Here is a 25,509-nt window from a genome sequence, read left to right as displayed (position 1 = left end):
ATCGCTACAGCCAGGGTTAACAAGCGTTTCCGGCATTGACTGATCAGACATCCCGGCAAAGGCGAGAGGTTGCGTGTTCGGTCCGATCAGGTACTAACGTGCCAGACAGGCGGCAGAGTGTACGTAGGAATCAGTCAGGGTGATACATTTTTGTACGGAATTGAACGCTTCTGAGCTGCGACGTCCAGGCGGCTGGCAGAAGGGTTTCAGGCCGATTGCAGCGAAATCGGGAGGCCTTGTGCGCAGGCCTCCCGAGAGGTTTACAGGCAGCGAGAACCAGGCTGTGCGGTCCAGCGCGCTGCCGTGGTGGCGATCTTGTCCGCCAGTTGGGCAACCGCTTTCTGGTGAGCAATGATGAGATTTTCCATGCCTTCACCGGCCTGCTCGCGGATCACGCTGCTGCAGGTCAGGCTCTGCCGTTTGCTGCCCGCCGTGGCACCGGCGTCGCGAAGGCCGAGTGTCCACACCACATCAATGAGTGCGTAGTTGCCGGGCATCGACTCGAAGCGCCTGACGTCCGTACGGATCGACAGCGTTGGCTGATCGCTGTTCTTTGGCAAACCGGCCATGTCGCGGCTGCCGAAACGGCGCTCCAGCTGCGGGGTCAGCGCGTCATGAAACTCGTCGCCCAGCGGTGATCCCCAGCGTTCAGTGTCCAGAATGGCCAGGCTGCCGTTACCCTGACGAACCACCAGCGGCGGCTGGTCGACCTGCACCGGCATGATGACCGGCAGCATCTCGAACTGGAACGGCATGGGTTTGCTGGTGGCAGCGCTCGTCGCGCCCATTGGCGCGATCAGCGTGTAGTAGTGGGTCTGTGTCGATGTGCAGGCACCCAGGCCCAGTGCTGCGGCAAGTACCACCAGTTTCAGGCGCAAGGTCATTGTTTTGGCTCCGGATCAATGGCTCGGGACGAGGACGGGGCGTTGAACGAGCGTGGGGCAGCATCGCCCGTACGGCCGCGAATCAACGACTCAGGGTGGCGGCTGAGGAAGTCGGTCAGGACCCGCACCGAACGCGCGGTACGTTGCACTTCATCCATGGCCTGGCCCAGTTGCTGACGCGCCGGTGAATCTTCGGCGAACGAGTCGTTGGCAGTGCCCAGGGTTTTCTCGGCCTGCTGCAAGGTGCCACGCATCTGCGGCAACACGCTGCTGTTGACCTGCTTGAGGGTTTTCTGCAACTCGCTGAGGGTGCCGTTGAGGTTGCCGGCCAGTTGGTCGATCGGCAAGTTGCTGAGCTTCTCGACGAATGCCTGCAGTTGCTCCTGCAGCTTGTCGAAGCTGCCCGGCACGGTAGGGATCTCCAGCGGTCGGGCCTTGGCGTTGAACGCGACCTTCGGCGCCTTCGGATCGAACTCCATGGCGATGTACAACTGGCCGGTCAGCAGGTTGCCGTTACGCACCTGAGCACGCAGACCATTGGCCACGAAGGCGCCCAATACCCGGGCAGACTGTTCTTCTTCATCACCCGAGCCGCCGAGTTCCTTGAGCTTGGACTCGGCCGCCCCCAGGCGCTTGGGGTAAATCACCGCGCCAACGATGCCGGGGAAGGTCTTGGTGGCCGGATCATAATCCAGGTCGACCGATACCACCTTGCCGATATTGACCCCGAGGAAGTCTACCGCGGCATTGACCGTAAGACCGCGCAGCGATTGATTGAAGCGCATGCGGATGTAGCGTGGCTCGCCATCGGGAGGTGCCATCGCCGTGGTCTGGTCATCGAATATCTTGAATTCTGCGTTCTCGTCCGCCGGCTTCGAGTCCGGGCTCCAGTTGGGCTCGCGAAAGGCGATGCCCCCGGAAATGATCGAGGTCAGGGACTGTGTATTGACCTTGACCCCTGATGCGCCGACGGTGATGTCCACACCGCTGGCGTTCCAGAAGCGTGTGTCAGTGGTGATGTACTGATCGTTCGGTGCGTTGATGAAAATCTGGATATCGACGCCGCGGCCGTCCTTGGACAGATCGTAAGCCACCACCTGACCGACCTGAATGCGTCGGAAGTAGATCGGTGAACCGATGTCCAGCGAGCCCAGATCGTCAGTGTGCAGGGTGAAGCGCTTGCCTTTTTCGCCAAAGGTCACTGGAGGCGGGGTTTCCAGGCCGGTGAAGCTGGTCTTGGTTTCCTCTGCGCTGCCGGCGTCGGCGCCGATGAATGCACCCGAAAGCAGTGTGTCTACACCCGAAACACCGTGTGCGCCGATGCGTGGGCGCACCACCCAGAACTGGCTGTCGACCCGTGTGAACGGAGTAGCACTGGTGTTCAGCTCGATGTTGGCCAGCACATGCGTGCGGTCTTCACTGAGGCTGATATCCGTGACCATGCCGATGACCACGTTCTTGTATTTGACCTGGGTCTTGTTGGCTTCCAGGCCTTCGGCTGTCAGGAAGCTGACAGTGATTCTGGGGCCGATGTTCATCCAGTCATGGAAGGCCATGGATATGCCAATGATCGCAGCAACGATCGGCACCAGCCAGATCAGCGAGACACGCAGGCGCCGACGTTTGACTTCAGGGCGTGGCACTGAAGCAGGCGGGGGGAGGGTACTGTCAGACATCTTCAACCTCTGCGTCCCAGATAAGCCGGGGATCGAAACTCATGGCGGCGAACATCGTCATCACCACTACCAAGCCAAAAAACAGAATACCGAGTCGCGGCTCGATGGTGCTGAGCTCACGAAACTGAACAAGAGACGCTACAAGGGCTACAACCAGCACATCGAGCATCGACCAGTAACCGATCAATTCGATGAAACGGTACAGACGCGCGCGCTCGCGCATTGCCCAGGTGCTGCGACGCTGGCAGGTGATCAGCAGCATGCCGAGCACCAGAAACTTGATGCACGGCACCAGAACACTGGCGACGAAGATCAGGATGGCGATGTCCCAGGAGCCGCTTTCGAAAAACTCGATGACGCCGCTCATGATCGTGCTTTCGCTGCGGTTGCCCAGCAGGTTGGTGTACATCACCGGCAGTACGTTGGCCGGGATATAGAAAATCAGCGCGGCAATCAGATACGCCCAGGTGCGGCTGATGCTGTTGGGCTTGCGCCTGTGCACCGGCGAATCACAGCGCGGACAGCGCGTAGCGTCCTCCTGGCAGGCATAGCCGCAGGTGTGGCACAGGCAGAGCTTGTGTTCATGGGCGAAGGGGATGCCGTTCATTGCGGCTGCACTCCCAGTTCATCCCACAACCGGCGGATATCCTTGTTGGCGATCAGCAGGATCAGCACCATCAGCATTGCCATGGCCCAGAGGCCGACGCCGGGGTGTACGTCAAGCATCCCGGACAGTTTGATGATCGCCACCAGAATGCCGAGCATGCACACTTCGAGCATGCTCCATGGGCGCAAATGCTCAAGCGCACGCATACAGGTTCTGAAGCCGGGCGCAACGATGCCCTTGTGTGCATGTACCAGCACCCAGAACAGCAGGACGATTTGCAGCAGCGGCGCAAAAATGATCGACAGCCCGGCCACCAGCGCAATGATCGTGATTCGTCCTTGAGCAAGGGCTTCAACCGACTGCCAGAGCGTGACCTCGTTGGACAGGCCCTTCATGTTGATGCTGATGACCGGGAACAGATTGGCGAACAGGAAAAGCATGGCTGCGGCGATGGTCAACGCCAATAGCTGTTCTATGGTCACCCGATGGCCACGACCGAGCAGCGCTTCGCAGCGAAGGCAGAATGCCGCCTCGCCGGGTTGCAGAGGGTGAGCTTCGTAGAGCGAGTCGCAATGCTCGCAGATGATCAGGCCGGAAGAGTGTTCGATAGGATGCACAGTGCTCATCGACGCCATTGATGCAGAGGTAAGGAGGTAAGAACGCGCAGCACGAAAAGATACCTCGTTAATGGCAGTGTGAAGCGTTTTTTTTTGTACGGTCAGCGCTAGCGGGCTGGTACAAATCATTGACCGTCAGGGTGTCGGGTGGTTCACATGTCACTGCGCCATTATTCCATGCGCGGAGAATAGTGGCGAATCCGGCAGCAGCGATGCCCTCCATCTGTCGACGAAAGGGCATCGCTGCTGCCAGAGTCCTTTGGCAAACGCCTGTCTCAGAGCTTGCCGGGTTTGACGCGCTGCTTGAGAAAGCCGAGCAACTGGCGGGCGGATGCAGGCACGTTGTGTTCGTCGAACGTCAGGCAAATTGCCCTGGCGTCATCCTCGATGGTGATTTCGTACTGATTCAGGTCCCGCGCTTCGTCATTAAAAGCACTGCTGGACTGGTTCAGGCCGCTGTCGCTCACCAGCCGCTGCAACTGCTCGGCTTCGGGCTGCTCAAGGGTCGCTGTATCGACTTCACAGCGTTTGACTGCACCTGCAAAACCGCCGGATTGCACTAGACAGACCTTCATTTCAAGCACCTTTTTGATGGTTATGCCTTGGCTATACCTTGACGCCGACCTCTTTCCAGGCCGCTTGTACGGCTTTTTTGGCTTTGGGGCCGAAGCGCGGGTCGGAGGCGATTTTTATGCTGGCCTTGGCACAATCGACGAATTGACTGTCCGACGCCAGCTTCAGCATCGTTTCATACCAGATTCTGCCCGCCACTTCCCAGGCATTTCCGCCCAGCGCCTTGGCCACCAGTACGAATGCCCGGTTGGGAATGCCCGAGTTGATGTGTACACCGCCGCGATCCTTGGCCCCGGTGTACAGGTCGGCCATCGTCGCAGGTTGCGGATCATCACCCAGATCCGGATCGTTGGAATACGCCGTGCCGGGTTTTTCCATATCGCGAATGCCTCGTCGCGTCGGGGCAGGCACCAGTAGCTCCTTGCCCACTACCCAGTCCGACTCGGCGGCGCTGGTGCCTTGTTTCCACTGGCGCACCAGCATGCCGAATACGTCGGCAAAGTGCTCGTTCAAGGCCCCGGATTGCCCGCGGTAGTCAAGGTTCGAGGTGAAGCTCTGCACGCCGTGGGTCAGCTCATGACCGATCACTTCAAGGCTGCCGGTAAAGCGCTTGAAGACCAGGTCATCTCCATCGCCGTAAGCCATCTGGCTGCCATTCCAATAGGCATTGCTCAGCGGTACATGATCACCGTTGAAATCCACCTCGGCGACGTGCACCGTCGAGACCAGCGACATGCCACTGTCGTCCAGTGAGTTGCGTTCGAACAGTTGCGCATAGAAGTCATAGACGTCACCTGAGCCATCGTAGGCTTCATCCGTCGCCTTGTCGCCCGTGGCTGCCTGGCCTTCCTTGCGCACCACGACGCCGGGGAGATTGTCAGTGCCCTTGGCATCATGAATCACGCGGTGCTTTCGTCCGTCAGGCGATTTGATCGCGTGCATGGAGGGCATGGTTCGGGCGGTCAGGCGGGAGGCGAGGAACGCCGAACTGCTCGTCAGGTTGGCAATGGCCCGGGCGCTGACCAGGGTCTTGGGGGACTGCGCCATACGTTCGAGCATGTAAGGCGGAATGAAGCAATGCAGGGGATTTCGGTCGTCGCACATGATGAACTCCTGTACTAATGCACCGATGGCGGCAAGCCACCGATCAACATGGTCGCACTCGTGTGACACCTCCCGTGGCGTTTATATGCAACGAAATATCCGATTACATGATCAGTGGTTACCGCCAAACCTGACTGAAGTGGCAATAGCCCCGTATTGCGGGTACTTCAAGTCATTCCAGGGCCCATGCGACACCTCGACACAGGCGATCAACGGGCCGCGCGGCAATGTTAGACTCGCGCCACTTCAGACGAGGAGCAGACCTACGTGCGCAAGACGGTAATGATGATAGCGGTACTGGCTCTGGCCGGATGCGAAGGCGGCGGGCCCGCCAGGGATAAAGTCCAGGGGGCGGCAGCGACCGCTCCGGTCTCTACGCCACAGTGGTTCATTCAGATGAACTCGCGGGAGGCGGTCAGCGATTCCAGCGCCTGGTTACTCGAGCGCAGTTATGCCCCGATCATCGTGGACGTGGACGGCAAACAGCAGGTATTGATAGGGCCTTATGAAAGCCAGGCCAAGGCCGAGGAGGAGCGCGTGGCGTTACAGGCTAAGGTGACCAAGTCGCACCGTTTTGCCGAGCCTTCGGTGGTACAGCACACCCGATAGGGCGTTCGCCGGGTTTAGATCTGCTTCATCACACTTCAGTGCATCGGCATCGCGGGTCAGCAACTGGCCCGCGATGCCGTTCATCAGTCGATCAACGACGACCCAGCAGCAGGCCAACTACCAGGCCAAAGCCCGCAGAAATAGCCACGGTCTGCCATGGGTGACCACCGATGTAGGTTTCGGTTGCTTCGACAACCGGCTTGGTGCGCTCGCGGACGCTGGCCATCGAGTCCAGTGCCTGCTTGAGTTTGACACTCAACTGCGCGCGCAATGTCTCTGCTTCTTCACCCACCAGAGCAGCACTTTCCTTGAGCAGTTTGTCGGATTCTTCGATCAGTGCCTGCAGGTCACTGAATGCCTGATCCTTGATTTGATCGGCAGCTTGTTGAGCAGGGGTCTTACGAGCCATGGGTGTATTCCTTTCAAGTGGTGGCAACAGTGTTCAATGGAGTCTCGCGTATCCTTAAAAGTTGCAATTGCTTGAATGACCCGACGCAAGACTCTGCAAGCAATGCCCCTTACGGGTGTAAGATGCAGCCGTTTTTAGCCGTAGGTGACTGTGATGAGTTTCAATCTGGCCAATCGGCCGCTCCCTGAGCGTACCGCTCTCGAAGACGAAAAATCCCGTCTGTTCGAACTGTGGCAGAGCAATCTGGGCAAGGCCAAGGGCGAGGCGGCGCGCTTGATGGGCGAGCGCGCCAAGCGCAAGGGCAAGTGGTCTGAATGGGTTCGGTCCGAGCTGGACACCATGAGTCCGCCGGAATACGCCAACATGGTTCGCAGTGAAGTGAATCGTCTGATGGCGGCGAGCAGGTAGCAGCACAACCCGACAGCGCCCGACAATCCGCGCCGATCATTCTTCACGCTTCAGCGTGAGGGTGTCCTGGTGAGGGGGTCTTGCCTTCCTGATCCGTCAGGCCTTTTGAGAACGTTGATGGCCCAAGCCAGTGCAAGATTTACCCAAGGCAGCGTAGCGCGTCATATCGTCGTCACCGCCAGTGCCAGCGCCTTGAGCCTGTTCGCCGTCTTTCTGGTCGACATTCTCACGCTGGTCTACGTATCGATGCTGCATGACCCCGTGCTTCTGGCGGCTGTCGGCATTGCCAAGGTCCTGATGTTTTTCAACGGCGCGCTGGCAACCGGCCTGATTATCGCCGGGGCCTCGGTGCTTGCCGCACGCATCGGCCATCGGGCAGCCAGATCGATCCCCAGGCTCACCGCCAGCCTGATGCTCATGGTGATCATGGTCAGCGGTCTGGCCGCCGCCGCGCAATTGACGTTTATCGTGCCGATCATGCGATGGCTGGGTGCCGAGTCGGCCACTTACGAGGCAGCGCGCAGTTTTATCTGGCTGACCCTGCCTTTTACCGCGTTGCAGGCGGTGATGCAGATGTCGGCGCAAATGCTCAGAACCATTGGTGACAACCGTAGGGCCATGGGCGTCGTGCTGTCCGCTGCCGCCACGCTGGTAGTGGCGGACCCGTTTTTCATCTTTGGGCTCGGCCTGGGGCTCGACGGTGCTGGTATCGCGTTTGCCGTGTCTGCAGCAGTTTCCGCGTCCATCGGTCTGTATTGGGTGCGCAGCCGAATAGGCATGGTGTTCACGCGTCATCTGAAACTGTTGCGCCTGCACGCGCGGCATACCTTCAGGCTGGCGCTCCCGGCGATGGCGGCAAATCTGGCGACGCCAGTCGGTTTGGCTTATCTTGTCGCCTCGCTTTCGGCATTCGGCACCTCGGCTCTGGCCGCGATGACCGTGCTGGATCGAGTCATACAGTTTTCGTACTGCGCTTTTTTTGCCTTGCCTGGCGCGCTGGCTCCGGTGCTGGGTCAGAACATTGGTGCGGGCCGCGATGATCGCGTGCGTTCCGCGGTCACTTTTACCCGGCGACTGGTGGTCTGCTACGGGCTGGCCGTGTGGCTGGTGCTGGTGCTTTGTGGAGGCATGATTGCCGACCTCTACCAACTGGGGGACGAAGCCCGCGCCGTGTTCATGGCCTTTTGTTTGTGGGGCGGCGGTCTCTGGGTTCTGATTGGTCTGGATTTTGTCGCCATCGCGGTATTCATCACCATGAACAGGTCGTGGTGGGTCGCGGTGTTTGCCTGGCTCAGGGCAACGGCGGGTACAGTGCCGTTCGTCTTCGCCGGGACCCACTGGTTCGGCAGCAGCGGCGCCTTGCCCGGCATGTTTACCGGCAATGCGCTCATCGCGCTGATCTCCATCACCACGGCGTCGCTGACGGCGAAACGGTTTTTTACCAGCAGGGCCCCGGTCATGAGCATTGGGGCACATTGAATCAAGGCGTTATCAGGTTTTTATGGTCATCGAAGAATCAGGGAATGAATCCGCAGAAACGGCTCCACCCAAGCGTCGCCGCGCACCCAAGGGAGACATGCGCCGAAAGGCCTTGCTGGACGCCGCTACTGTTGTTTTTGCCAGAGACGGCTATTCGAGTGCGTCGATGCGCGAGGTTGCACTGCTTGCCGGTATCACCACGGTCGGATTGCTTCACCATTTCCCCAACAAGGAAGCATTACTCGCGGCCTTGCTGGAGCGCAGGGACCAGCGGGTCACTTCGCGCTTTCAGGATCTGGTCACCGAGCCGACGCTCGAAGGGTTTCTGAAGTTTCTCAAGCTGAGCATGAGTTTCAGCATCGAGAATGCCGAGGAGTGTCAGGCAGCGTTGCTGATGAATACCGAGAGCCTGTCGAAGGCGCACCCGGCCTGGGCCTGGCACCTTGAACGATTCCAACTGACCCACGAACACGCACGCGGGCATTTGCAGGGGTTGATAGAGGCGGGGGAAGTGCGCAGCGATATCAATGTCAAAGCCCTGGCCCAGGAGATCTTCTCGGTCATGGACGGCTTGCAGATTCAGTGGCTGCGAAGCCCTCAGGACGTGGATGTCATGGCGGTTTTCGATATCTACGTGCAGCGATTGGGAAGGGATATCAAGGCTCATCCATGAGCCTTGAAGGGGTACATCAGTAGGTCTGTGCCGCGCTGACCTGGACTGCCTTGCGCAGTGGCAATGGCAGCGGGTTGCTGTCACGCGTGGTCAGTTTTTCCGGGTACAGGGTGATCAGCGTCCTGTTGAGTGTGAGGTTCTCCGAATCCGCACCGACGAGGATCTTGAACTTCCCGGCATCGACGTCCCAGCTTGCAGTCTTGTCGACGTAGTAAGCCAGGGAGCGCGAGTCTATCGGTACGCTGACGGTCTTGCTCTCGCCCGGCTGCAGGTACACCTTGGTGAAGCCCTTGAGCTCTTTCTCCGGACGGTCCACAGCAGGTTTGACCGGCTGCACATACAACTGCGCCACCTCGAAGCCTGCCTTGTCGCCGGTGTTGGTCACCGTGAATTTTACGTCGATCGTCGAGCCTGGCGTCAGCACGTTGGTCGACAGTTTCAGGTCGCTGTAGCTGAACGTGGTGTAGGACAGGCCATAACCGAACGGATAAAGCGGCTTGGCGTGTTTCTTGTCATACCCGCGATAACCCATGTACAGGCCTTCGCTGTAGGTCATCTCGGTCAGCGGGTTGCTGCCGCGATAGGCCGCCGGATCCGGATAGGAGGCATAGCTCGGGTTATCCTCGATCTTTTTGTCGATCGTGACCGGCAACTTGCCCGACGGGTTGACCTTGCCGTAGAGAATCTCGGCCAGTGCCTGACCGCCTTGCTGACCCGGGAACCACGCTTGCAGCGTGGCGCCGACCTTGTTCGCCCATGGCTGCATGTTGGCCACGCCACCGCCGTGCATGACGACGATGGTGTTGGGGTTGGCCTTGGCGACGAAGCTGATCAGTTCAGCCTGTTGGTCCGGCAGATCGAAGCCATGGTCGGAACCTTCACCTTCGTTTTCAGACGTAGTCCCGGTCGCAACCACGACCGCATCGTATTTCGACAGGTCCTTTGGCGGACGCAACGCAGCCCAGCTCATCTGCACGCCTGTCAGGCCGCCCAGTACCGGAATGAAATTACCCTGCACGCGCTGGTATTCCAGTTTCACGGTGTAGGTCTTGCCGGCCGACAATGCTGCAGTTTTCCCCGACGTTGTCAGCGCATTCACCACATCGCCCGAGTAAGGCACACCGTCGCTCTGCACGATGAGCTCATCGTTGACCCAGAGTTTGTATGGGCCGTCCGCACGCACCTTGAACGCCTGGGCGCCCGAGATGGTGGGCTTGATGGTGGTGGTGAAACGTGCCGAGAAGGCGCCGGGTGTCGGGCTGAAGCCAGACACCGCAGTGCTGCCTGTGTTGGTCACGTTGCTGCCGGTGGTCCAGTTCAGGTTCACGCCGGGTTCGACACGCGTCAGCACCGGGTCACCGGAAAAGCTCGTGTTGGAGAAGTATTCGGCTTTTACCCCGGCGTTGCTGATCCCGTTATCGCCGGTTGCTGGCTGATACCACACCGAGCTCGCCGGATTCAGGCTCATCTCTGACAGATACGTGACATCGCTGCTGCTGGATGCCAGTTGCTGCAAACCGCTCAGCTCGGTCACGTAGCTGTTGGGCGGGGAATTGGCGGTGCCGAAAGGCGACGCCGGTACGTCGTGCGCCCAGTTGCCGATCACGGCGATTTTTGCCGAACGGTCCAGCGGCAGCAGTGGTTTGCCGGCAGCGGTGTTCTCGTTGCGCAGCAACACGATGGATTCGCGCGCGGTATTCAGCGCGGCACGCATGCCGTATTCCGGATGCTCGAGAGTCTTGGCGGTGTTGAGGTTGTTCTGGAGGTCGTAGCTGACGATGCCGCGCAGGTTGCGTTTGACCTTGTCGTCGATCACGTTCTGGGTCAGTTGCCCGCTCCACAGGTAGGGCAGGAGTTTGGCTTCGGTAAACTGCAGGCCGGAGGGCATGTCGATGTCCGTACCAGCCCATGCGCCCTTGAAGGCATCATGAATGGCGTTGAAGTCACTGATGACCATGCCCTGATAGCCCCATTCGCCCTTGAGCACTTCGGTGATCAGGTGATGGTTTTCACAGGCGTAGTCGCCGTTGACCTTGTTGAAGCCACACATGATCGAGGCGACATTGGCGTTCTTCACCATCGACTCGAAGCCTGGCAGGTACAGTTCGCGCAGGGTGCGCTCATCGACCTTGACGTCGACCGCCTGACGATTGGCTTCCTGTTCGTTGGCCAGGTAGTGCTTGCCGCTGGCCTGGATACCCTGAGCCTGGATGCCGTTGACGATAGCGGGTGCCAGCACGGCGCCGAGGAACGGGTCTTCACCGCTGACGTATTCTGCCGAGCGGCCGTTGTAGGGTGTCCGGTACAGGTTCACGCCTGGCGAGAGCATCTGCTGACCGCCGGAAATGCGCGTTTCATAAGCGATGGCCAGACCGAACTCCTTGGCCCGGTTGATGCTCCAGGTCGCTGCCAGCGCAGACTGCGAAGGGTATTGCGCGCCGAACGTGGCGTTGTTGACGTGTACCCCCATGGACGAGTCATACGCCACGGTGCCCTTGATGCCCCACTTGAGCAGGGACGGGATCATGTGGCCGTCGTCGACGCGGGTGAAGTTGATCTTTTCCGACTGGTTCATGTTGTCGAGAATCGAGCTGACGCGCGCTTCGACTTCGTTGCCGGTCGCCGGGGTCACGGCGGCGAGTGCCAGGTTGGCCTGCATGACGCTGAACGTCAGCAGACTCAGGCCCAGGGTCTGTTTGAAAGCTGACAAGGCAAGTGTCCTTCCGGTCGATGTGATCGGTTGATTGAGGTTGTTCATGGTCGTTGTGCCTGGGCAGGGGCGTCGTCGGTGTCCACCGGCGTTTCGAGCAGGGACGACGAACTCTGTTGTTGAGCCGGTTTGATCTTGTCGGCGCCTGATAACTGGTCGCGCTTGGCTTCCACCTGCGTCCGGATCTGTTGATCGGACCCGGTGGCAGGTGTGCTGGAAGTTGAGTCCGCGGCGAAAGTTAAGGCACTTTGCGCGCACAGAAGTACTGCACTGAAAACAGACAGCATTGATCTAGTCATCGATTGAATCTCGATTGATGGTTTGCAGGATAAAAACGGACGGCTGTTGCAATCGCCTATTGCTCGGCTGAACACTCAGTCCAGCGAGAGCGAAAAAAGTTCACCGGTCGCTAAAGTATGAGTAATGAAGATTTTAATAAATGATGTCATGTGGCTATCATCTGATTTTTCCAGATGAAGGCAGAGAATTTAAGCGCGTTTTAAAGCATAAATTAGATAAAATGGCTATTTTTCAGCTATAAAAATCCAAAATAACGGAGAAAAATAGGGGTTTATTGTTTTTTGATAAACCTAATTGTCGTTAGGTTTAGAGGGCTGGTAAGCTTTGCATCCTCGCGGTTCGTGCGCGCTTTAAAAAGCCTGGTACGAGAGATAAAAGTATTGGGATGCGCCAGTTATTTAATTAACGTGTAAAGGAATTGTTCAGGGCTTACCGTGCGCGACTGATAATCGGCGTCATTAATTTTATTCGTGGCCATTTAAAAAAATGGACGTGCAAGTGTGCATTGTCGGTTGACCGAAGCTGTGTGTCGACGCAGAAAAACGACAGGCATATTCAGTCGGTCGCGCGTCAGGTTTCATTAAGTTAAAGGCAACAGTGGTGAGTGACGAAAAACAACGGCTGGACCTTGCAGTGCTGCACATCGTCAGTCGCCTGTGCTTCAGCAAACCGCAAAAACTGACATTCGGTCAGATCTACAGGGAGCTGGTGCGCGCGTATTCAAGCGCTCCGGCAATCCACGTCTGTGTGGCAACCGTCGACACGCTGGTCGGGGAAGGGCTGCTGATCTCGACAAGAGTCCTGGAGCCCGATCAATCATTTCCCTATACCCAGCACATCATCAGCGGTCTGACCGAGATCGGCGCGGCCTCGCTGAGAGGCTGCAAAGACGCGTTGGCCGAGCAGCGGGAGGTTACTCGCTGTGTGGCAGCGAGAGGTAATACTGGCCCAGTTCGGTCAGCTTGCCCTCAGCGTCCAGCAAGCTGGAAAAGTGCGGGTCAGGGTTCATCCGGCCCGTGAACCAGGCGTATCTGAACACGTCCTGGCGCTGCTCGAGAGTGGCGACCATTTCCGCCATCTGCTGCTTCTGCTTGTCGACTGAATCAATCTGCGCACCGTCATCCAGGGTGTGCCAATTGGCGAACTCGGTGACCCAGAAGGGTTTTCCGTACTTCGACAGCCGATCGAGCATTCCCGGCAAGCCATAGTCGTACCAGTGAAAAGCCAGGTAATCGATGCGCGGGTCCCGATTCTGATTCATCGATCGATAGGCTGTGTAAAAGGCATCGAGCCACACCACCGGGTCGCCGTAGCCCGGCATGGTTCCCCAGTTCATCGCTGGCCCCACCAGTTTTACGCCGGTCTGGGCGGCGATCTGTTCCAGCCTCGGCCAGAAGCTGGCTGCCGCTTCGGGCGTCATGTTGGCCTGGTCGAGCAGATTCGGCTCATTGATCACCAGCAAATAGCGGATGGCTGAATGAGCCAGCAGGTATTGCTTCAACTGCCCGTCGTCAACGTTGCCGTTCCATACCATCGGGATGAAATCCACGCCGTACATCGACGCATAATCGTACGACGCCAGACGGTCATGGGGTCTGGGGCTCCAGTTGTACCACCAGCTCACGCCCGAAGATAACGCACTCAGGTCGGCGGGCAGGGCGATGTCGTAGGCAATGCCGCGCTTGGCGCTTTTTTCTGCAGCCCATGTCGGTGCCATGCACAGGCTGAGCATCAGCGTCACAAGGGCCAGAAAGGTCGGGAAAAAACGTGCTGACGGGTTCTGTGGAGTCATTGGCAAATCTTCCTTGAGGGTGGGGAGGCGCAGGGCATGCGCTGCAGTCAGCGAGCAGAAAGCATGCCACCTGTATCGTCCCGTTTACCCTGCCAGAACCCGGACAGGCATTGCCACCCATAATCACTTGTTACCAGGGATCTCCCTCGGCCTGGCGCAAATCCAGCGTGCCGCTGTCACTGAAGCGCATCGTGCCGAACAGGCCGCCAGCCAGTTTGCCGCGAAGCGTATAGGGCAGATTGTCCAGACGCTGGCTCTGACTGAGCCCCAGTGCCTGGCGCAAGGCAGCGAATGCCGACACGCTGACCGGCACCACCAGGACCGCCTCGGAGAAGCGTCCTACAGTGCCTTTCTGGTTGCTGACCCCGGAGGCCAATAGTCTGTCGTTCACGTCGAGGTCCAGCGCGACGCCGTTGTAGTTGATCTCGGTTTCGTTTGGGTTCTGCACCCGCAACGTGACCGCCATGCGCAGTTCCAGACCCTGGCCGGGGATGGGTTCGATACCCACGACGCTGATCGTCAGCGGGTCTCGATGGGGAATCAGCGCACAGGCGCTCAAGCCGAGGATAAGCAGCCCGGAGAGCAGGGCGCGGATCAGGCGTAGCGACATTCGTGTGCTCCAGCGTCAGGTTCAGTGATCTTCAGACCTCGCCAGTGGTGAGAGATTCGTCGCGTCGGGCACGATGCCGGGATAGCGGCTAATCTGCCTGCCTCAACCATTGCGTCTGCACGGCAGCAGGTTGATGATTCCCGCGTACCTATAGAAAACCGTACCTATAAAAACAAGACTGGAGATAGCCATGTCCATCGAAAGGACACCCCCTCATCAAGACCCCGTGGTCATTGTCAGTGCCCTGCGCACGCCCATGGGTGGTTTTCAGGGCGACCTGCAGAGCCTCAGCGCCACCGCGCTGGGATCTATCGCCATCCGTGCCGCTGTAGAACGCGCAGGCATCGAGCCTGCAGACGTGGAGCACGTGCTGTTTGGTTGTGTATTGCCGGCAGGCCTCGGCCAGGCACCCGCTCGACAGGCGGCGCTGGGTGCCGGGCTGAGCCATGCGACGCTGTGCAGCACGGTCAACAAAATGTGCGGTTCCGGCATGCAGGCCGCAATCATGGCCCATGACCTGTTGCTGGCAGACAGTACTGCGGTGGTGGTGGCTGGCGGCATGGAGAGCATGTCCAATGCGCCTTACCTGTTGGACCGCGCGCGCAGCGGTTATCGCATGGGGCATGGCAAAGTGCTCGATCACATGTTTCTCGACGGCCTTGAGGATGCCTATGAGCCAGGTCGGCTGATGGGCACCTTCGCTGAGGACTGCGCGCGGCTCAACGGTTTCACTCGCGAGGCGCAGGATGCCTTTGCGCTGGCGTCACTGGCTCGCGCGCAACAGGCCATTGCCGGAGGTCATTTCGACGCCGAGATCGTGCCGGTGCAGGTCACCGTAGGCAAAGAGTCGAAGCAAATCACCCACGACGATCAGCCGCCCAAGGCGCGTCCGGACAAGGTTCCCACGCTCAAACCCGCGTTTCGCGAGGGCGGCACGGTCACCGCAGCCAACTCCAGCTCTATCTCCGATGGCGCGGCAGCGCTGCTGTTGATGCGCCAGTCCGAGGCTAGGCGGCGTGGCCTGCGGCCTCTGGCGGTGTTTCATGCGCACGCGGCGTTTGCCGACCAGCCGGGCCTGTTTCCAACGGCGCCGATAGGGGCCATTCAGCGCCTTTTGGGTAAGACAGGCTGGAGCCTGGATGACGTGGATCTGTTCGAGATCAATGAGGCGTTCGCCGTCGTGCCGCTGGTGGCGATGCGCGAGCTGGGGCTTGAGCACGAAAAGGTCAACGTCAATGGCGGTGCCTGCGCGCTGGGCCATCCGATCGGTGCCTCGGGTGCGCGGATCATCGTGACGCTGCTGGCGGCGTTGCAGCGTCGACAGCTCAAGCGCGGCATTGCGGCGATCTGCATCGGCGGCGGCGAGGCTACTGCAATCGCTGTCGAGATTTTGAATTAGCCTTATTAATCAATAACTTGATATAAGAATTGAATGTTGATTCTATAAAAAATATTAATTGACTAATTAAATAAAAAGGATATTTATCAATGCTTTACGAGACTATTCTCATAGAGGTTATAGATAGCGTAGGTCTGATCAAGCTGAACCGGCCCCAAGCGTTGAACGCCCTGAATGCGCGCCTGATCAACGAATTGAACCATGCCCTCGACCAGTTCGAGGCGGACAGCGCCATCGGCTGCATCGTACTGACCGGCTCGGAAAAAGCTTTCGCCGCCGGTGCGGACATCAAGGAAATGGTCGACCTGTCCTACCCGCAGATCTATCTCGATGACCTGTTTCGTGAAAGCGACCGGGTCGCCGCGCGACGCAAACCCGTGGTGGCTGCGGTGGCCGGTTTTGCCTTGGGGGGCGGCTGTGAGCTGGCATTGATGTGCGATTTCATTCTGGCTGCCGAAAACGCCAGGTTCGGACAGCCCGAGATCAATCTCGGCGTGTTGCCCGGCATGGGCGGTACGCAGCGACTGACACGCGCGGTCGGCAAGGCCAAGGCGATGGAAATGTGCCTGACCGGCCGATTGATCGATGCTCAAGAGGCCGAGCGCGCCGGTCTGGTGGCCCGCGTGCTGCCGCTCGATCAGTTGCTGCCGGAGGCGCTGGCAGTGGCAGCGGTGATCGCCAGTAAATCCCTGCCAGTGGCGATGATGGTCAAGGAGAGCGTCAATCGCGCATTCGAGGTCAGCCTGGCCGAAGGTATTCGCTTCGAGCGCCGGGTTTTTCACGCCGCCTTCGCCAGCCAGGATCAGAAAGAGGGCATGCGCGCCTTTATCGACAAACGCCAGCCCGACTTCAAGGACTGCTGATCTTCATGGCCCACGATCAGGATACGTTGCGCGTCGACCTGCAGCGCCGCGGTTTGCCCGCGTACCAGCAATCCGTCGTGGGCATTGACGTGCAAGTGCCGACCGCCCGCCACTCGAATACAGCCAGCCGGCTGTGCGGTCATCCCGTCCAGCTCATGACCCGGTGACAGTACAGCGCAAATCACAGGCCGTTCGGGATGATTGTCGAGGTAGCGCACCAACACACGTGCGCCCGGCGGTAGCCGATGAACCTCCGCGCAAGCGACCTCGGCCAACGGCCAGTGTTGTGCGGGTTCGTCTTCCAGATCCTGAACGTGCCAGTCGAGGCGGATTGAGCGATATCCGGGTGGGTCCGGCTGCATGCCGTTGCGCTGTAATGTGGCGAAATGCTCACCGGTGACCGCAGGTCGAGGGTGGCTGATCGAGGGGCGAAACGGCGTCGCCCAGGGTATTACCCTGAAACTGTTGCAGTAGCCGTTGCCTTGCAGCTGTTCAGCCTCGGCTGACGAACGTTGCGCTTCCACGAGGATGCGCAGGATTGCCAGCGCATCATGAGCGGCGACACCCTTCAGCACCTGTAACTGCCTGCCTGCGTGAGCGACTTCGGTCACTAGCCATTGGTCGTTGAGCAATGGCTCCGGGTGATCGAGCACCTGAATGACTTCACCACACTGTAAGGCGGTGTCGGTGCTTTGGCCTCTGACATCGCGCCGCTCGCAACGCAGGCGCTCCAGCCTGCGACTGCCACGCTGCCGACTCAGTGCCTCCTGGTGACTGATTGCTCCACGAACGCCTGGCGGTTGAAAGGCTTGATTGGCCGCTATCGTCAGAGGATGTTCATCGTGCAGCGATGAGGGTGCATGCGCAGGTCGCGGGTGCTCGGCGACTTGCTTTGAAACGTGCGCAAACGCCAGTCGCTCGGCCAGGTGCAACAGCGTATCTCGCAACGCGCCTGACGCTTGCGGGCGTTTGAAGCGCACCGGCAATGGCTGCGCCGGAAAGCTGGCTGGGTCGTCCGAGAACACCAGCCGGTGGCCGCTCCGTCGATGCTCGAAACGGAAATGCATGCCTTCTTCCTCACACAGGCGCTGCAACAGGTGCAGATCGCTTTCGTCGTACTGGGTGTGCAACGGTTTGGCAGGATAAAGGCCGTTCATGTGCTCGAAGCGGTAAGCGTTTGCTCCGATGCCGTGCGCTTCAAGCAATCGCATGATCAGTTGAGGGATCGCAAGGTCCTGATAGGTGCGGCGATGTCGATGCTGCGCCAGTTGTTGCAGATCAGGCATCAGGATCAGATGGTAAAGGCTCATTCGAGCCCCCCTGTGGAGCCGGGCCGCATGCTCGATACGGCCATGCCTGCCGCCGCCGGATTCGCCGAAGCTTAAAAACGCTTCGCGTTGCAGCAGGCTGTGTACATCCCACTGCGGGTCGCTGCCGATCATCCAGATGTCGAAGCGATACGTTTCGTTGAGGGCTTCATGGCCGGCGAAGCTGATGATATGCAGATCCGGCTGGCAGTCGGTGATCGCCAGCATGAAGGGCACTTGCAGGTCCTTGCGCATCCGCGGGGCTCTCTAGCTTCAAAAACGGGGCCGCGAAGGTTACGGAATACGGGGTTACAAAAGCATTGCTGCAAGGTTTTTCGGAAAGAGCCTACAAGCGTTGATGGAAAGACGATGAGTGCCGTTGGCCGGATTGATAGTCATCTTGGCCAGTTCGTCAGGCCAATCTGCCTGTCGGGGGTTTCATCTGCCGTGATCGCGTATAAAATGCGCCGCGCCGGACAGGGTATTTGCCGGTGACCCTTTTTCAGCGCCTTGCCTGCGCCGCGTTCTGTGAGTCATGCAGACGCAGGCGGCGAGGCGCCTAGCGAATCAAGAGAGCAGACATGGGCGCACAGTGGAAGGTCAAGCATAAAGAAGCGGCAGCCAATGCCAAGGGACGTACGTTTGGCAAGCTGTCCAAGGAAATCATGATCGCGGCTCGTGCTGGTGCAGACCCGGACATGAACTCGCGTCTGCGGCTGGTGGTCGAGCAGGCCAAAAAGGCCTCGATGCCGCGCGAGACTCTGGAACGCGCCATCAAGAAAGGCGCCGGCCTGCTGGGCGAAAGCGTCAACTTCGAGCGTCTGACCTACGAAGGTTTTGCGCCACACCGCGTGCCGGTGATCGTCGAGTGCCTGACCGATAACATCAACCGGACGGTCTCGGAAATTCGCGTGCTGTTCCGCAAGGGCCAGCTGGGTGCTGCGGGTTCGGTTTCGTGGGACTTTTTGTATCAGGGCATGATCGAGGCTGTTCCTGCAGCAGCGGATGCCGACCCGGAGCTGGCGGCAATCGAGGCCGGTGCCCAGGATTTCGAGCCAGGTGAAGAAGGCGCGACGCTGTTCCTCACCGAGTCCACCGACATGGACACAGTCTGCAAGGCGCTTCCGGAATTCGGTTTCACCGTCCAGTCCGCGCAACTGGGCTACCGCCCGAAAAGCACCGTGGACGGCCTGACCGATGAGCAGATGGCCGAAGTCGAAGCGTTTCTCGAAGCCATCGACAACCATGATGACGTGCAGAACGTTTACGTGGGTTTGGCAGGCTGATCACTGCGCAATGGAGCGCTTTACGCGCTCCATGTTTTTATCTGTAGAAGAATCTCTGCCAGCGACGGTCGTTGCTGGCAATCAGGCTGCACGCAGCTTGCCTGCAGCGCCGTTAGACCCGCCATGACGTCCTGATCCTGCGGATCTGCCTCGCAACGTTCCAGCAGTTCCCCCAGCAAGATACCGAATGCCCGCGTTTCGATGCGCTCCAGCGCCTCTCCCAACCCGGCTGACGGGTGAAAGGACGCCGCACCGAAGTCGCTCAGCAGGCAATTGCCATCCTCCTGCACAAGAATGTTGTGGCCATACAGGTCACCATGCGTGATCCCGCGGGCGTGCAGGTGCACGGTAACCGATGCAATGCCTTCAGCGAGGCGCAGCAGCACGGGCAGGGAAAAGCGCGTGTCACTGGCGTAGACATCGCGGCTACAGGATTCCAGGCTCGGCGGGCCGGCAAGATTGCCGAAATCGGGGGCTATCAGCGCCATGACCAGGCCGCGCTGATGCTCGGGATGCCCGCTGATCTGTCCAAGCACCTCGATCAGCTGTGCGTGGCGGCCTGCGGCGATGCAGGCCGCCATTTCATTGAGCGGCGATCCATCGCTGGTGACCGCGCCCTTGTACAGCTTGACCGCTGCCATGTGCTCAGCGCCGGCGTCGTGCCAGACCGCCTGCTGAATGATACCCGACGCACCTTCGCCCAAGCGTTGATGGAGGCTGAGGTGTTGCCAGGGGATTTCACGAATCGGCGCGGTGGGGCGTTCAGCGCACAGCGGGTTGTCGGCGAAGGCGAGCCATGCCAGGGCAGGCAGGCTCAGCAGCCAGTCCGGCAGCTCGGTCAGACGATTGGCCGCAATGCGGATCAGCTCCAGCTTGTGACACTGCGCGAGGGTCGCGGGCAGGGTGCGCAAGCGGTTGCCGGCGAGCATCAGCTTTTGCAGGTCCGGGCGGCGGCCCAGTTCGTCGGGCAGCGACTCGATGCGGTTGTCGGTGAGGATCAGCCAGCGCAGGCGCGGCGGCAGTGCTGCGGCGCTGACCTGTTCTATGCGATTGGCCTTGAGGCCGACAATCTGCAACTGTTGGCATTGGCCAATGCTTTCCGGCAGGTGCGTAAAGGCGTTATCTGACGCGAACAGCACGCGCAGGCGGGTCAGGCGACACAGGTCGTCAGGCAGTGAGGTCAGCCTGTTGCCACTGAGATTCAAGACTTCCAGCGTGTCGGCCAGGTCAAAGATTTCAACCGGGAATTCGCTCAGGTCACAGGAGAGGTCAAGCCGTTGGGTGCCTGCCAGCTTGCCGGCGCGTAGATCTGCGAGGGTGTGCATGAATAGGTTCGGTCATTGATGTCGGACGAGGCGCGCATGATAACGGGAGTTGCGCCCGCTGACTCCCTGCAAAGCGGCTCAGCTCAGGCAGCGGTCGACCCATTGACGCACGCGTTCGGGCGTCGGCGCCGATTCGGCATACAGAATCCGGTAAATCATCGGCGCGATGACGGCATCGATCATGTCGTCGGCACTGGGGGAAACCTCGCCGCGAGCGATGGCGCGATCGATCATGACCTGCAACTGCTCGCGAACCATTGCCGCACACTTGCCGACACAGCCGGAGGTACTGGCGGCGACATCGCGCATCAATGCCCGGCCAGGTGCCGAGGACATTTCGTCCAGATACATTTCACTCCAGGTCAGCAGGTCCTGATGCAGACTGCCCTGATCGATCGGTACGTCAGGGCGCAGACGCTCCAGGGCAGCGTCCGCCAGCAACGTGGTCAGATCACCCCAGCGGCGATAAATGGTCGACGGCGTAACGCCTGCGCGGGTCGCGATCATCGGCACGCTGAGTGCCGACCGATCGTGCTCCTGCAACAAATCGCGGACGGCGCGGTGGATGGATTCCTGCACACGGGCACTGCGGCCTCCGGTGCGAACTGCTTCTTTAATAGCCATACGGCGGACCTTAACACAAAGTATTTGCTTTAAGCGCTATCACGTCGCACACTCCGCAAAAGCTAATTTATGGCTTTAACAGGTTGCATTGGCGGAGAGCGTATCCATGTCCCTTTCTTCACACGATTCGACGTCGCCAGACGTGAAGTCTGACGGTCGGGCACGAAACCATCTCGGGTTTCTGGCGTTTACCACGTTATGCTTTTTTGCCGCGTCCAGCACGCCCACGCCGCTTTATCACCTTTATCAGGAAGCATGGGGATTCTCGGCGGGCGTGCTTACCCTGATTTTTGCAGTCTATGCATTCAGCCTGCTGGCTGCCTTGTTGATGGGCGGGTCGCTGTCTGACTATTTGGGGCGGCGCCCGGTGATTTTCGGCGCCTTGCTGCTGCAAAGCGTCTCGATGCTGCTGTTCATTCTGGCCAGTGACGTCAGCTGGCTGGTGGCTGCGCGCCTGCTGCAGGGTTTTGCAACAGGTCTGGCTGCCAGCGCACTGGGCGCAGCCTTGCTGGACAATGATTCGGTCAAGGGGCCGTTGATCAACAGCATTTCGCCGATGCTCGGCATGGCCGTTGGCGCTCTGGGGACGGCACTGCTGGCGCAGTTCGCGCCGTTGCCGTTGATGCTCGGTTACTGCTTGCTGCTGGCCGCCTTTCTGAGTCAGGCCCTGTACCTGGGACGCGTCGAAGAAACCGTCAGTCCTCAGCCCGGTGTCTGGCAATCCCTCAAGCCCTCGCTGCATGTACCGCAGCAGGCACGGCGCATGCTGTGGCTGGTTCTGCCGGTGGACATCGCCGCGTGGGCGCTGGGTGGCTTCTTTCTGTCGTTGAGCCCGTCCTTGCTGGTAGCGGCGACCGGCTCCACCTCACCGCTCAATGGCGGCCTGGCGGTTGCGGCGCTGACCCTCAGCGGCGCGGCGGCGATTCTGACGTTGCGTCAGCGCGAGCCGGTACTCGGCTTGTGGGTAGGTGCGAGCTTTCTTCCGCTGGGTGTCGCGGTGATCCTGCTTTCGATCAACCTGGGTTTGCTGTGGCTGTTTTTCGTCGGCGCAGTGGTCGCAGGTGTGGGTTTCGGGTCGAGCTTTCTGGGCGCGCTGCGCATGCTCATGCCCTTGGCGCATGCCCACGAGCGGGGCGGGCTGATGTCGGCTTTTCTGGTGCTCAGCTACCTGGCCTTCTGCATACCGGCACTGGTCGCCGGCTTCTTTGCCCACTCGGCGGGGCTGGTGATGACCAGCAATGTCTACGGGGCAGTGGTGATCACGCTGGCGCTGATCGCGCTGGCCAGTCTGATCGTACGGCGTGCCGCCAGCGCAAACAAAAATGCCCACGCATAGGTGGGCATTTCGGTTTGCCTGAAGGCAGGAGAGCCCTTAACGCAGCTCTTTTACCATCTCGGACAACACGGTCAGTATATCCCCGGCCAGTTGCGCGGAGCGCTTGCCTGACCAGCCGGTGACCGGGTCTGGCGCGTTGTCGTGATCCTTGAACGGCATTTCCAGGGTCAGTGACAGGCACTTGTAGCGTTCGCCCACAGCATTGGCGGCCAGGTTCATGTTGGCCTGACCGGGCGCGCTGCGTGGGTAGCCATGAGTCGTCTGGAAGTTGTCGCTGACCTCGCACAGGCGGCTGCGAAAGCGCTCTTCAAGCTGGCGTTGCTGTGCGCTATACCCCGGATTACCTTCGCAGGCGGCAGTGAATACGTAGGGGATTTCCTCGTCGCCGTGCACGTCGAGGAACATGTCCACGCCGTACTTTTCCATCTGCTGCCTGATGAAAGACACTTCCGGACTCAGCGCTTCGGTACTGTCCTGCCAGGCACGATTAAGGTCCTTGCCGTTGGCGTTGGTGCGCAAGTGGCCATGAAAGGCACCGTCCGGGTTGACGTTCGGTACCAGGTAAAGATCCGCTTCTGCCAGCAATTGCTGCAGCGCGGCGTCATCCTTTTGCTGGAGGCGTTCGATTACGCCCTCCATGAACCATTCGGCCATGTGTTCGCCAGGGTGCTGCTGAGCAATCATCCAGATCCTGCGTTTGCCTTCGGCACCGTCGCCTTTGCGCAGCAGTTGAATATCCCGACCCTCGACGCTTTTGCCGACAGCCAGCAACTGCGCACCGGCTTTTTCCTGCGCCTGTTCGATCAGCCACTCATGGCGTTCGCGGCTGTAGGGTTCGAAGTACGCAAACCAGACTTGCGGCTGGTCCGGGGCCAGGCTGAAATTCAGCGCCTTGCCGTCGAAATCCGACGCTACCCGAAACCAGTTCTCATGGTCGTAGGACGCCACGGCGTTGTAGCCGGTCCAGGCACTGTTGAACGTGGACTCGCTGGCATTGGTCAGGCTGAAGCCATAGGTCTGGCCGACGTTCAGGCCTTCTGCCTTGAAATGAAACCACTGGAAATGCGCGCTTTGCGTGTCGGGCCGAATCGCCAGCCTGATATGCGCCGGGTCGCTTGCGTCGAGAACCTGAATGTTGCCGCTGTCGAAATCTGAACCAATAGTGAGAGTCAAGATAGGTGCCTGCTTGCGTAGATGCCTTTTCAGGCCACTACTGTACACCGATCAACATCGCGCCCTGCGACGTAAACTTCACTGCAACGGTCATCTGCGCCTCAGGATATGGCTTCGGCAGTGACCATCAGGCTGCAGATGAAGGCGGTCAGCAGGCACCAGATCAGATACACACTGCGCTTGCGCCGATGCCAGCCGGATGCGCCGAGCAGCGAGGCGGGCGCCTGCAACTGACGCCACAGTCGCTCGCTGTTCTGGAAGGCCGAAAGGTGCGCGGCGTCGGCGTCCAGCCAGTGGCGAAATTCGATGCGTTCGCTGGCGGTTGCCGCTGGGCTCTGCAGGTGCACATACCAGCGACTGGCCTGATTCTGAATGGCAGCCTGAATGGCAGCGCTTGGGGTGTCTGCCGCGCCAGGTACGTGGGCCTTGCCCAGCGCACGAAGCATCGCACGCTCTACCCGGGCGATATCGACGTTCATGAAGCGCGCGATGTCGGCATAGGCCAGTCCGTCGAGTCGGCTGAGCAGAAATATCTGCCGGGTCCGGCGCGAGAGCTTGCCCAGTCGGTGACCGAGTTCAATGGCCTGCAGCGTGGGTTGCGGCTCGGGCACGCGGACAGGGAGGTGCAGTAGAGACGAGAGCTGATTACTCATGATGTATAGCTCGCTGATCGTCCATGGGAGTCTTCCTTGTGATGTCGGGTAGCGTCCGTGACAAGAATAGACTAGTGAATACGAGAATCATTCTCAAGTGAAAAGTCGCAGCAATTACTTTTTATCTGCCGCATTGTGGCGTTTTTGCCATAAAAGCATGGCCTTGATCGAGTGGCCTTTGCTATGATCCGCGTCATTGCAACACACCGCGCAACACCCAGACTTCATTAGCCTGAAGCAGCGAAACCATAAAGAAAGAACCAAAAAAAGACCCGGCAAAAAGCCGGGTCAAAAACCGTGATTAGCCTGATGAGGAGATAATCAGGAAGCCGACCTAAGACTTCCCGGTTATCCAGCGAGTCTCGCGACCCGCTGATGCAATAATAATCATTATCATTTGCAAGTCAAATGTTTTTATTGCCCTCATTGATACCGATAATCCGCCAGCGCTCGCTCGGCGGATTTTCTTTTCTGGCTTCTCCCCGATATCGCCTAGTCCAGCGGCAGCTCCGTGGTGCGCTTCACCGTGCTCATGGCAATGTTTGAATGGGCTTCGTGGACGTGGGGCAATTGCAGCAAATGATCGCGCAGAAAGCGCTCGTAGCTGGCGATGTCCTGAGCGACCACCTTGAGCATGAAATCCATCCCCCCGGCCATCGTGTAGCACTCCAGCACCTCGGGGTGGCCGATGATCGCCTCCTCGAACTCCGCCAGATAGCGACGGCCATGGCCTGACAGCTTGACCTCGACGAACACCGTCATGCTCAGTCCCAGCTTCTGGGTGCTGAGCAGGGCGACCGTGCGTTCGATCACCCCGTCTTCCTGAAGGCGGTGAATGCGTCTCCAGCAGGGCGATTGCGACAGCTCGACGCGTTCGGCGATTTCCGCTGCCGACAGGCTGGCGTCATGTTGCAGCAGACGAAGAATCCTGCGATCGATAGGGCTCAATTTTGGCTGCATGAATTGACCTTGTTTTTTGTTCTGGCCGAAAAAAGCATGCTGAATATCAGCAGATTTGCGCGCATTTAGAAAGAAAAAGCCTCTTTGCTGCTGGCAGTCTAGTTGCAAGGCTGCCGGGCAGGACCGTCCCGG

At 59.4% G+C, this 25,509-nt stretch carries 25 protein-coding genes and 1 pseudogene; 9 read left to right on the top strand and 17 right to left on the bottom strand.

All coding sequences use genetic code 11. The features are described 5' to 3' along the window. Positions 1–260 precede the first annotated feature (260 nt). The 6 genes from BLR16_RS03485 to BLR16_RS03460 form a co-directional block, all read right to left on the bottom strand. Positions 261–884: a PqiC family protein gene (locus tag BLR16_RS03485; protein WP_044309353.1), complete on the bottom strand. Its 624-nt coding sequence runs from the start codon at positions 882–884 to the stop codon at positions 261–263. After that, positions 881–2,560: a PqiB family protein gene (locus BLR16_RS03480; RefSeq protein WP_003364592.1), complete on the bottom strand. Its 1,680-nt coding sequence runs from the start codon at positions 2,558–2,560 to the stop codon at positions 881–883. Before BLR16_RS03480 ends, BLR16_RS03485 begins: the two co-directional genes overlap by 4 nt. Next, positions 2,553–3,167: a paraquat-inducible protein A gene (locus BLR16_RS03475; protein ID WP_003364588.1), complete on the bottom strand. Its 615-nt coding sequence runs from the start codon at positions 3,165–3,167 to the stop codon at positions 2,553–2,555. Before BLR16_RS03475 ends, BLR16_RS03480 begins: the two co-directional genes overlap by 8 nt. Further along, positions 3,164–3,793, bottom strand: coding sequence for a paraquat-inducible protein A (locus tag BLR16_RS03470; protein WP_044309352.1), 630 nt, complete (start codon positions 3,791–3,793; stop codon positions 3,164–3,166). The genes BLR16_RS03475 and BLR16_RS03470 overlap by 4 nt, the downstream gene beginning before the upstream one ends. Positions 3,794–4,059: 266 nt before the next feature. Next, entirely contained in the window at positions 4,060–4,359 is a 300-nt protein-coding gene (locus BLR16_RS03465; RefSeq protein WP_003364583.1) for a protealysin inhibitor emfourin, read from the bottom strand. 31 nt (positions 4,360–4,390) lie between these two features. Next, positions 4,391–5,461 carry a M4 family metallopeptidase gene (locus BLR16_RS03460; RefSeq protein WP_003364582.1) on the bottom strand — a complete coding sequence of 357 codons (1,071 nt, stop codon included), beginning with the start codon at positions 5,459–5,461 and terminating at the stop codon, positions 4,391–4,393. 267 nt (positions 5,462–5,728) lie between these two features. Between BLR16_RS03460 and BLR16_RS03455 the strand changes: the two genes are divergently transcribed. Continuing rightward, positions 5,729–6,070: a hypothetical protein gene (locus BLR16_RS03455; protein WP_074806110.1), complete on the top strand. Its 342-nt coding sequence runs from the start codon at positions 5,729–5,731 to the stop codon at positions 6,068–6,070. Between the two features lie 91 nt (positions 6,071–6,161). Here the strand turns inward: BLR16_RS03455 and BLR16_RS03450 are convergent, their stop codons facing one another. Next, positions 6,162–6,479 (bottom strand): ElaB/YgaM/YqjD family protein, encoded by a 318-nt coding sequence (locus BLR16_RS03450; RefSeq protein ID WP_003364576.1) that lies wholly within the window; start codon positions 6,477–6,479, stop codon positions 6,162–6,164. A gap of 153 nt (positions 6,480–6,632) precedes the next feature. Here BLR16_RS03450 and BLR16_RS03445 point away from each other — a divergent pair, with 153 nt between their 5' ends. The 3 genes from BLR16_RS03445 to BLR16_RS03435 all read left to right on the top strand — a co-directional run bounded on the left by BLR16_RS03445 (position 6,633) and on the right by BLR16_RS03435 (position 9,039). Beyond that, positions 6,633–6,887, top strand: coding sequence for a hypothetical protein (locus BLR16_RS03445; RefSeq protein ID WP_003315380.1), 255 nt, complete (start codon positions 6,633–6,635; stop codon positions 6,885–6,887). A 117-nt stretch (positions 6,888–7,004) separates the two neighbouring features. After that, positions 7,005–8,366, top strand: a complete 1,362-nt coding sequence (locus tag BLR16_RS03440) for an MATE family efflux transporter (protein WP_074806113.1) — start codon at positions 7,005–7,007, stop codon at positions 8,364–8,366. A 22-nt stretch (positions 8,367–8,388) separates the two neighbouring features. Further along, complete coding sequence (locus tag BLR16_RS03435) at positions 8,389–9,039, top strand: TetR/AcrR family transcriptional regulator (RefSeq protein ID WP_004413838.1); 651 nt, start codon at positions 8,389–8,391, stop codon at positions 9,037–9,039. A gap of 16 nt (positions 9,040–9,055) precedes the next feature. Here BLR16_RS03435 and BLR16_RS03430 read toward each other — a convergent pair whose 3' ends face one another. Next, on the bottom strand, positions 9,056–11,797 hold the full coding sequence (locus BLR16_RS03430) for a glycoside hydrolase family 3 protein (RefSeq protein ID WP_074806115.1): 2,742 nt from the start codon (positions 11,795–11,797) through the stop codon (positions 9,056–9,058). Continuing rightward, positions 11,794–12,036 (bottom strand): hypothetical protein, encoded by a 243-nt coding sequence (locus BLR16_RS03425; protein ID WP_044309348.1) that lies wholly within the window; start codon positions 12,034–12,036, stop codon positions 11,794–11,796. Before BLR16_RS03425 ends, BLR16_RS03430 begins: the two co-directional genes overlap by 4 nt. 592 nt (positions 12,037–12,628) lie before the next feature. Here BLR16_RS03425 and BLR16_RS29190 point away from each other — a divergent pair. Further along, a pseudogene (locus BLR16_RS29190) lies at positions 12,629–12,925 on the top strand (hypothetical protein); the annotation flags it as partial. Between the two features lie 37 nt (positions 12,926–12,962). Here BLR16_RS29190 and BLR16_RS03415 read toward each other — a convergent pair. Together BLR16_RS03415 and BLR16_RS03410 are read right to left on the bottom strand one after the other, a co-directional pair. Then, positions 12,963–13,781, bottom strand: coding sequence for a glycoside hydrolase family protein (locus tag BLR16_RS03415; protein WP_371123447.1), 819 nt, complete (start codon positions 13,779–13,781; stop codon positions 12,963–12,965). A 190-nt stretch (positions 13,782–13,971) separates the two neighbouring features. Next, positions 13,972–14,451, bottom strand: coding sequence for an LEA/WHy family protein (locus BLR16_RS03410; RefSeq protein ID WP_003411342.1), 480 nt, complete (start codon positions 14,449–14,451; stop codon positions 13,972–13,974). 190 nt (positions 14,452–14,641) lie between these two features. Here BLR16_RS03410 and BLR16_RS03405 point away from each other — a divergent pair, with 190 nt between their 5' ends. Next, the gene (locus tag BLR16_RS03405) at positions 14,642–15,850 is read left to right on the top strand and encodes an acetyl-CoA C-acyltransferase (RefSeq protein ID WP_074806120.1); all 1,209 of its coding nucleotides are present in this window, start codon (positions 14,642–14,644) and stop codon (positions 15,848–15,850) included. A gap of 89 nt (positions 15,851–15,939) precedes the next feature. Next, positions 15,940–16,713, top strand: a complete 774-nt coding sequence (locus BLR16_RS03400; RefSeq protein ID WP_004413827.1) for an enoyl-CoA hydratase — start codon at positions 15,940–15,942, stop codon at positions 16,711–16,713. Here BLR16_RS03400 and tssI read toward each other — a convergent pair. Beyond that, positions 16,653–18,275: a type VI secretion system tip protein TssI/VgrG gene (gene tssI / locus BLR16_RS03395; protein WP_074806125.1), complete on the bottom strand. Its 1,623-nt coding sequence runs from the start codon at positions 18,273–18,275 to the stop codon at positions 16,653–16,655. The genes BLR16_RS03400 and tssI overlap by 61 nt on opposite strands. A gap of 326 nt (positions 18,276–18,601) precedes the next feature. Here tssI and BLR16_RS03390 point away from each other — a divergent pair, with 326 nt between their 5' ends. Beyond that, entirely contained in the window at positions 18,602–19,306 is a 705-nt protein-coding gene (locus tag BLR16_RS03390) for a YebC/PmpR family DNA-binding transcriptional regulator (protein ID WP_074806128.1), read from the top strand. Positions 19,307–19,326: 20 nt separating this feature from the next. On the opposite strand, the gene BLR16_RS03385 is transcribed toward BLR16_RS03390, so the two are convergent. Next, complete coding sequence (locus BLR16_RS03385; protein ID WP_074806131.1) at positions 19,327–20,631, bottom strand: leucine-rich repeat-containing protein kinase family protein; 1,305 nt, start codon at positions 20,629–20,631, stop codon at positions 19,327–19,329. Positions 20,632–20,709: 78 nt separating this feature from the next. Next, on the bottom strand, positions 20,710–21,255 hold the full coding sequence (locus tag BLR16_RS03380) for a TetR/AcrR family transcriptional regulator (protein ID WP_003364542.1): 546 nt from the start codon (positions 21,253–21,255) through the stop codon (positions 20,710–20,712). Between the two features lie 106 nt (positions 21,256–21,361). Between BLR16_RS03380 and BLR16_RS03375 the strand changes: the two genes are divergently transcribed. Beyond that, positions 21,362–22,591 (top strand): MFS transporter, encoded by a 1,230-nt coding sequence (locus BLR16_RS03375; RefSeq protein WP_074806134.1) that lies wholly within the window; start codon positions 21,362–21,364, stop codon positions 22,589–22,591. A 36-nt stretch (positions 22,592–22,627) separates the two neighbouring features. Here BLR16_RS03375 and BLR16_RS03370 read toward each other — a convergent pair whose 3' ends face one another. The 3 genes from BLR16_RS03370 to BLR16_RS03360 all read right to left on the bottom strand — a co-directional run bounded on the left by BLR16_RS03370 (position 22,628) and on the right by BLR16_RS03360 (position 25,377). Then, positions 22,628–23,764 carry a M14 family metallopeptidase gene (locus BLR16_RS03370; protein ID WP_074806136.1) on the bottom strand — a complete coding sequence of 379 codons (1,137 nt, stop codon included), beginning with the start codon at positions 23,762–23,764 and terminating at the stop codon, positions 22,628–22,630. Positions 23,765–23,865: 101 nt separating this feature from the next. After that, positions 23,866–24,417 carry a sigma factor-like helix-turn-helix DNA-binding protein gene (locus BLR16_RS03365; protein ID WP_044309340.1) on the bottom strand — a complete coding sequence of 184 codons (552 nt, stop codon included), beginning with the start codon at positions 24,415–24,417 and terminating at the stop codon, positions 23,866–23,868. Positions 24,418–24,909: 492 nt separating this feature from the next. Next, complete coding sequence (locus tag BLR16_RS03360; RefSeq protein ID WP_004413813.1) at positions 24,910–25,377, bottom strand: Lrp/AsnC family transcriptional regulator; 468 nt, start codon at positions 25,375–25,377, stop codon at positions 24,910–24,912. Positions 25,378–25,509: the final 132 nt, after the last annotated feature.

The sequence above is a fragment of the Pseudomonas sp. BS3767 genome (genome assembly GCF_900099665.1).
GTDB classification, from domain to species: Bacteria; Pseudomonadota; Gammaproteobacteria; order Pseudomonadales; family Pseudomonadaceae; genus Aquipseudomonas; species Aquipseudomonas cerasi.
This window is presented reverse-complemented; position numbering and strand designations above follow the sequence as displayed.

What these genes read in the sequence shown, in the direction of transcription:
- BLR16_RS03485 (WP_044309353.1), bottom strand. Translation starts at nt 884, where the DNA reads ATGACCTTGCGCCTGAAACTGGTGGTACTTGCCGCAGCACTGGGCCTG.
- BLR16_RS03480 (WP_003364592.1), bottom strand. Translation starts at nt 2,560, where the DNA reads ATGTCTGACAGTACCCTCCCCCCGCCTGCTTCAGTGCCACGCCCTGAA.
- BLR16_RS03475 (WP_003364588.1), bottom strand. Translation starts at nt 3,167, where the DNA reads ATGAACGGCATCCCCTTCGCCCATGAACACAAGCTCTGCCTGTGCCAC.
- BLR16_RS03470 (WP_044309352.1), bottom strand. Translation starts at nt 3,793, where the DNA reads ATGAGCACTGTGCATCCTATCGAACACTCTTCCGGCCTGATCATCTGC.
- BLR16_RS03465 (WP_003364583.1), bottom strand. Translation starts at nt 4,359, where the DNA reads ATGAAGGTCTGTCTAGTGCAATCCGGCGGTTTTGCAGGTGCAGTCAAA.
- BLR16_RS03460 (WP_003364582.1), bottom strand. Translation starts at nt 5,461, where the DNA reads ATGTGCGACGACCGAAATCCCCTGCATTGCTTCATTCCGCCTTACATG.
- BLR16_RS03450 (WP_003364576.1), bottom strand. Translation starts at nt 6,479, where the DNA reads ATGGCTCGTAAGACCCCTGCTCAACAAGCTGCCGATCAAATCAAGGAT.
- BLR16_RS03445 (WP_003315380.1), top strand. Translation starts at nt 6,633, where the DNA reads ATGAGTTTCAATCTGGCCAATCGGCCGCTCCCTGAGCGTACCGCTCTC.
- BLR16_RS03440 (WP_074806113.1), top strand. Translation starts at nt 7,005, where the DNA reads ATGGCCCAAGCCAGTGCAAGATTTACCCAAGGCAGCGTAGCGCGTCAT.
- BLR16_RS03435 (WP_004413838.1), top strand. Translation starts at nt 8,389, where the DNA reads ATGGTCATCGAAGAATCAGGGAATGAATCCGCAGAAACGGCTCCACCC.
- BLR16_RS03430 (WP_074806115.1), bottom strand. Translation starts at nt 11,797, where the DNA reads ATGAACAACCTCAATCAACCGATCACATCGACCGGAAGGACACTTGCC.
- BLR16_RS03425 (WP_044309348.1), bottom strand. Translation starts at nt 12,036, where the DNA reads ATGCTGTCTGTTTTCAGTGCAGTACTTCTGTGCGCGCAAAGTGCCTTA.
- BLR16_RS03415 (WP_371123447.1), bottom strand. Translation starts at nt 13,781, where the DNA reads ATGCTCAGCCTGTGCATGGCACCGACATGGGCTGCAGAAAAAAGCGCC.
- BLR16_RS03410 (WP_003411342.1), bottom strand. Translation starts at nt 14,451, where the DNA reads ATGTCGCTACGCCTGATCCGCGCCCTGCTCTCCGGGCTGCTTATCCTC.
- BLR16_RS03405 (WP_074806120.1), top strand. Translation starts at nt 14,642, where the DNA reads ATGTCCATCGAAAGGACACCCCCTCATCAAGACCCCGTGGTCATTGTC.
- BLR16_RS03400 (WP_004413827.1), top strand. Translation starts at nt 15,940, where the DNA reads ATGCTTTACGAGACTATTCTCATAGAGGTTATAGATAGCGTAGGTCTG.
- tssI (WP_074806125.1), bottom strand. Translation starts at nt 18,275, where the DNA reads ATGCGCAAGGACCTGCAAGTGCCCTTCATGCTGGCGATCACCGACTGC.
- BLR16_RS03390 (WP_074806128.1), top strand. Translation starts at nt 18,602, where the DNA reads ATGGGCGCACAGTGGAAGGTCAAGCATAAAGAAGCGGCAGCCAATGCC.
- BLR16_RS03385 (WP_074806131.1), bottom strand. Translation starts at nt 20,631, where the DNA reads ATGCACACCCTCGCAGATCTACGCGCCGGCAAGCTGGCAGGCACCCAA.
- BLR16_RS03380 (WP_003364542.1), bottom strand. Translation starts at nt 21,255, where the DNA reads ATGGCTATTAAAGAAGCAGTTCGCACCGGAGGCCGCAGTGCCCGTGTG.
- BLR16_RS03375 (WP_074806134.1), top strand. Translation starts at nt 21,362, where the DNA reads ATGTCCCTTTCTTCACACGATTCGACGTCGCCAGACGTGAAGTCTGAC.
- BLR16_RS03365 (WP_044309340.1), bottom strand. Translation starts at nt 24,417, where the DNA reads ATGAGTAATCAGCTCTCGTCTCTACTGCACCTCCCTGTCCGCGTGCCC.
- BLR16_RS03360 (WP_004413813.1), bottom strand. Translation starts at nt 25,377, where the DNA reads ATGCAGCCAAAATTGAGCCCTATCGATCGCAGGATTCTTCGTCTGCTG.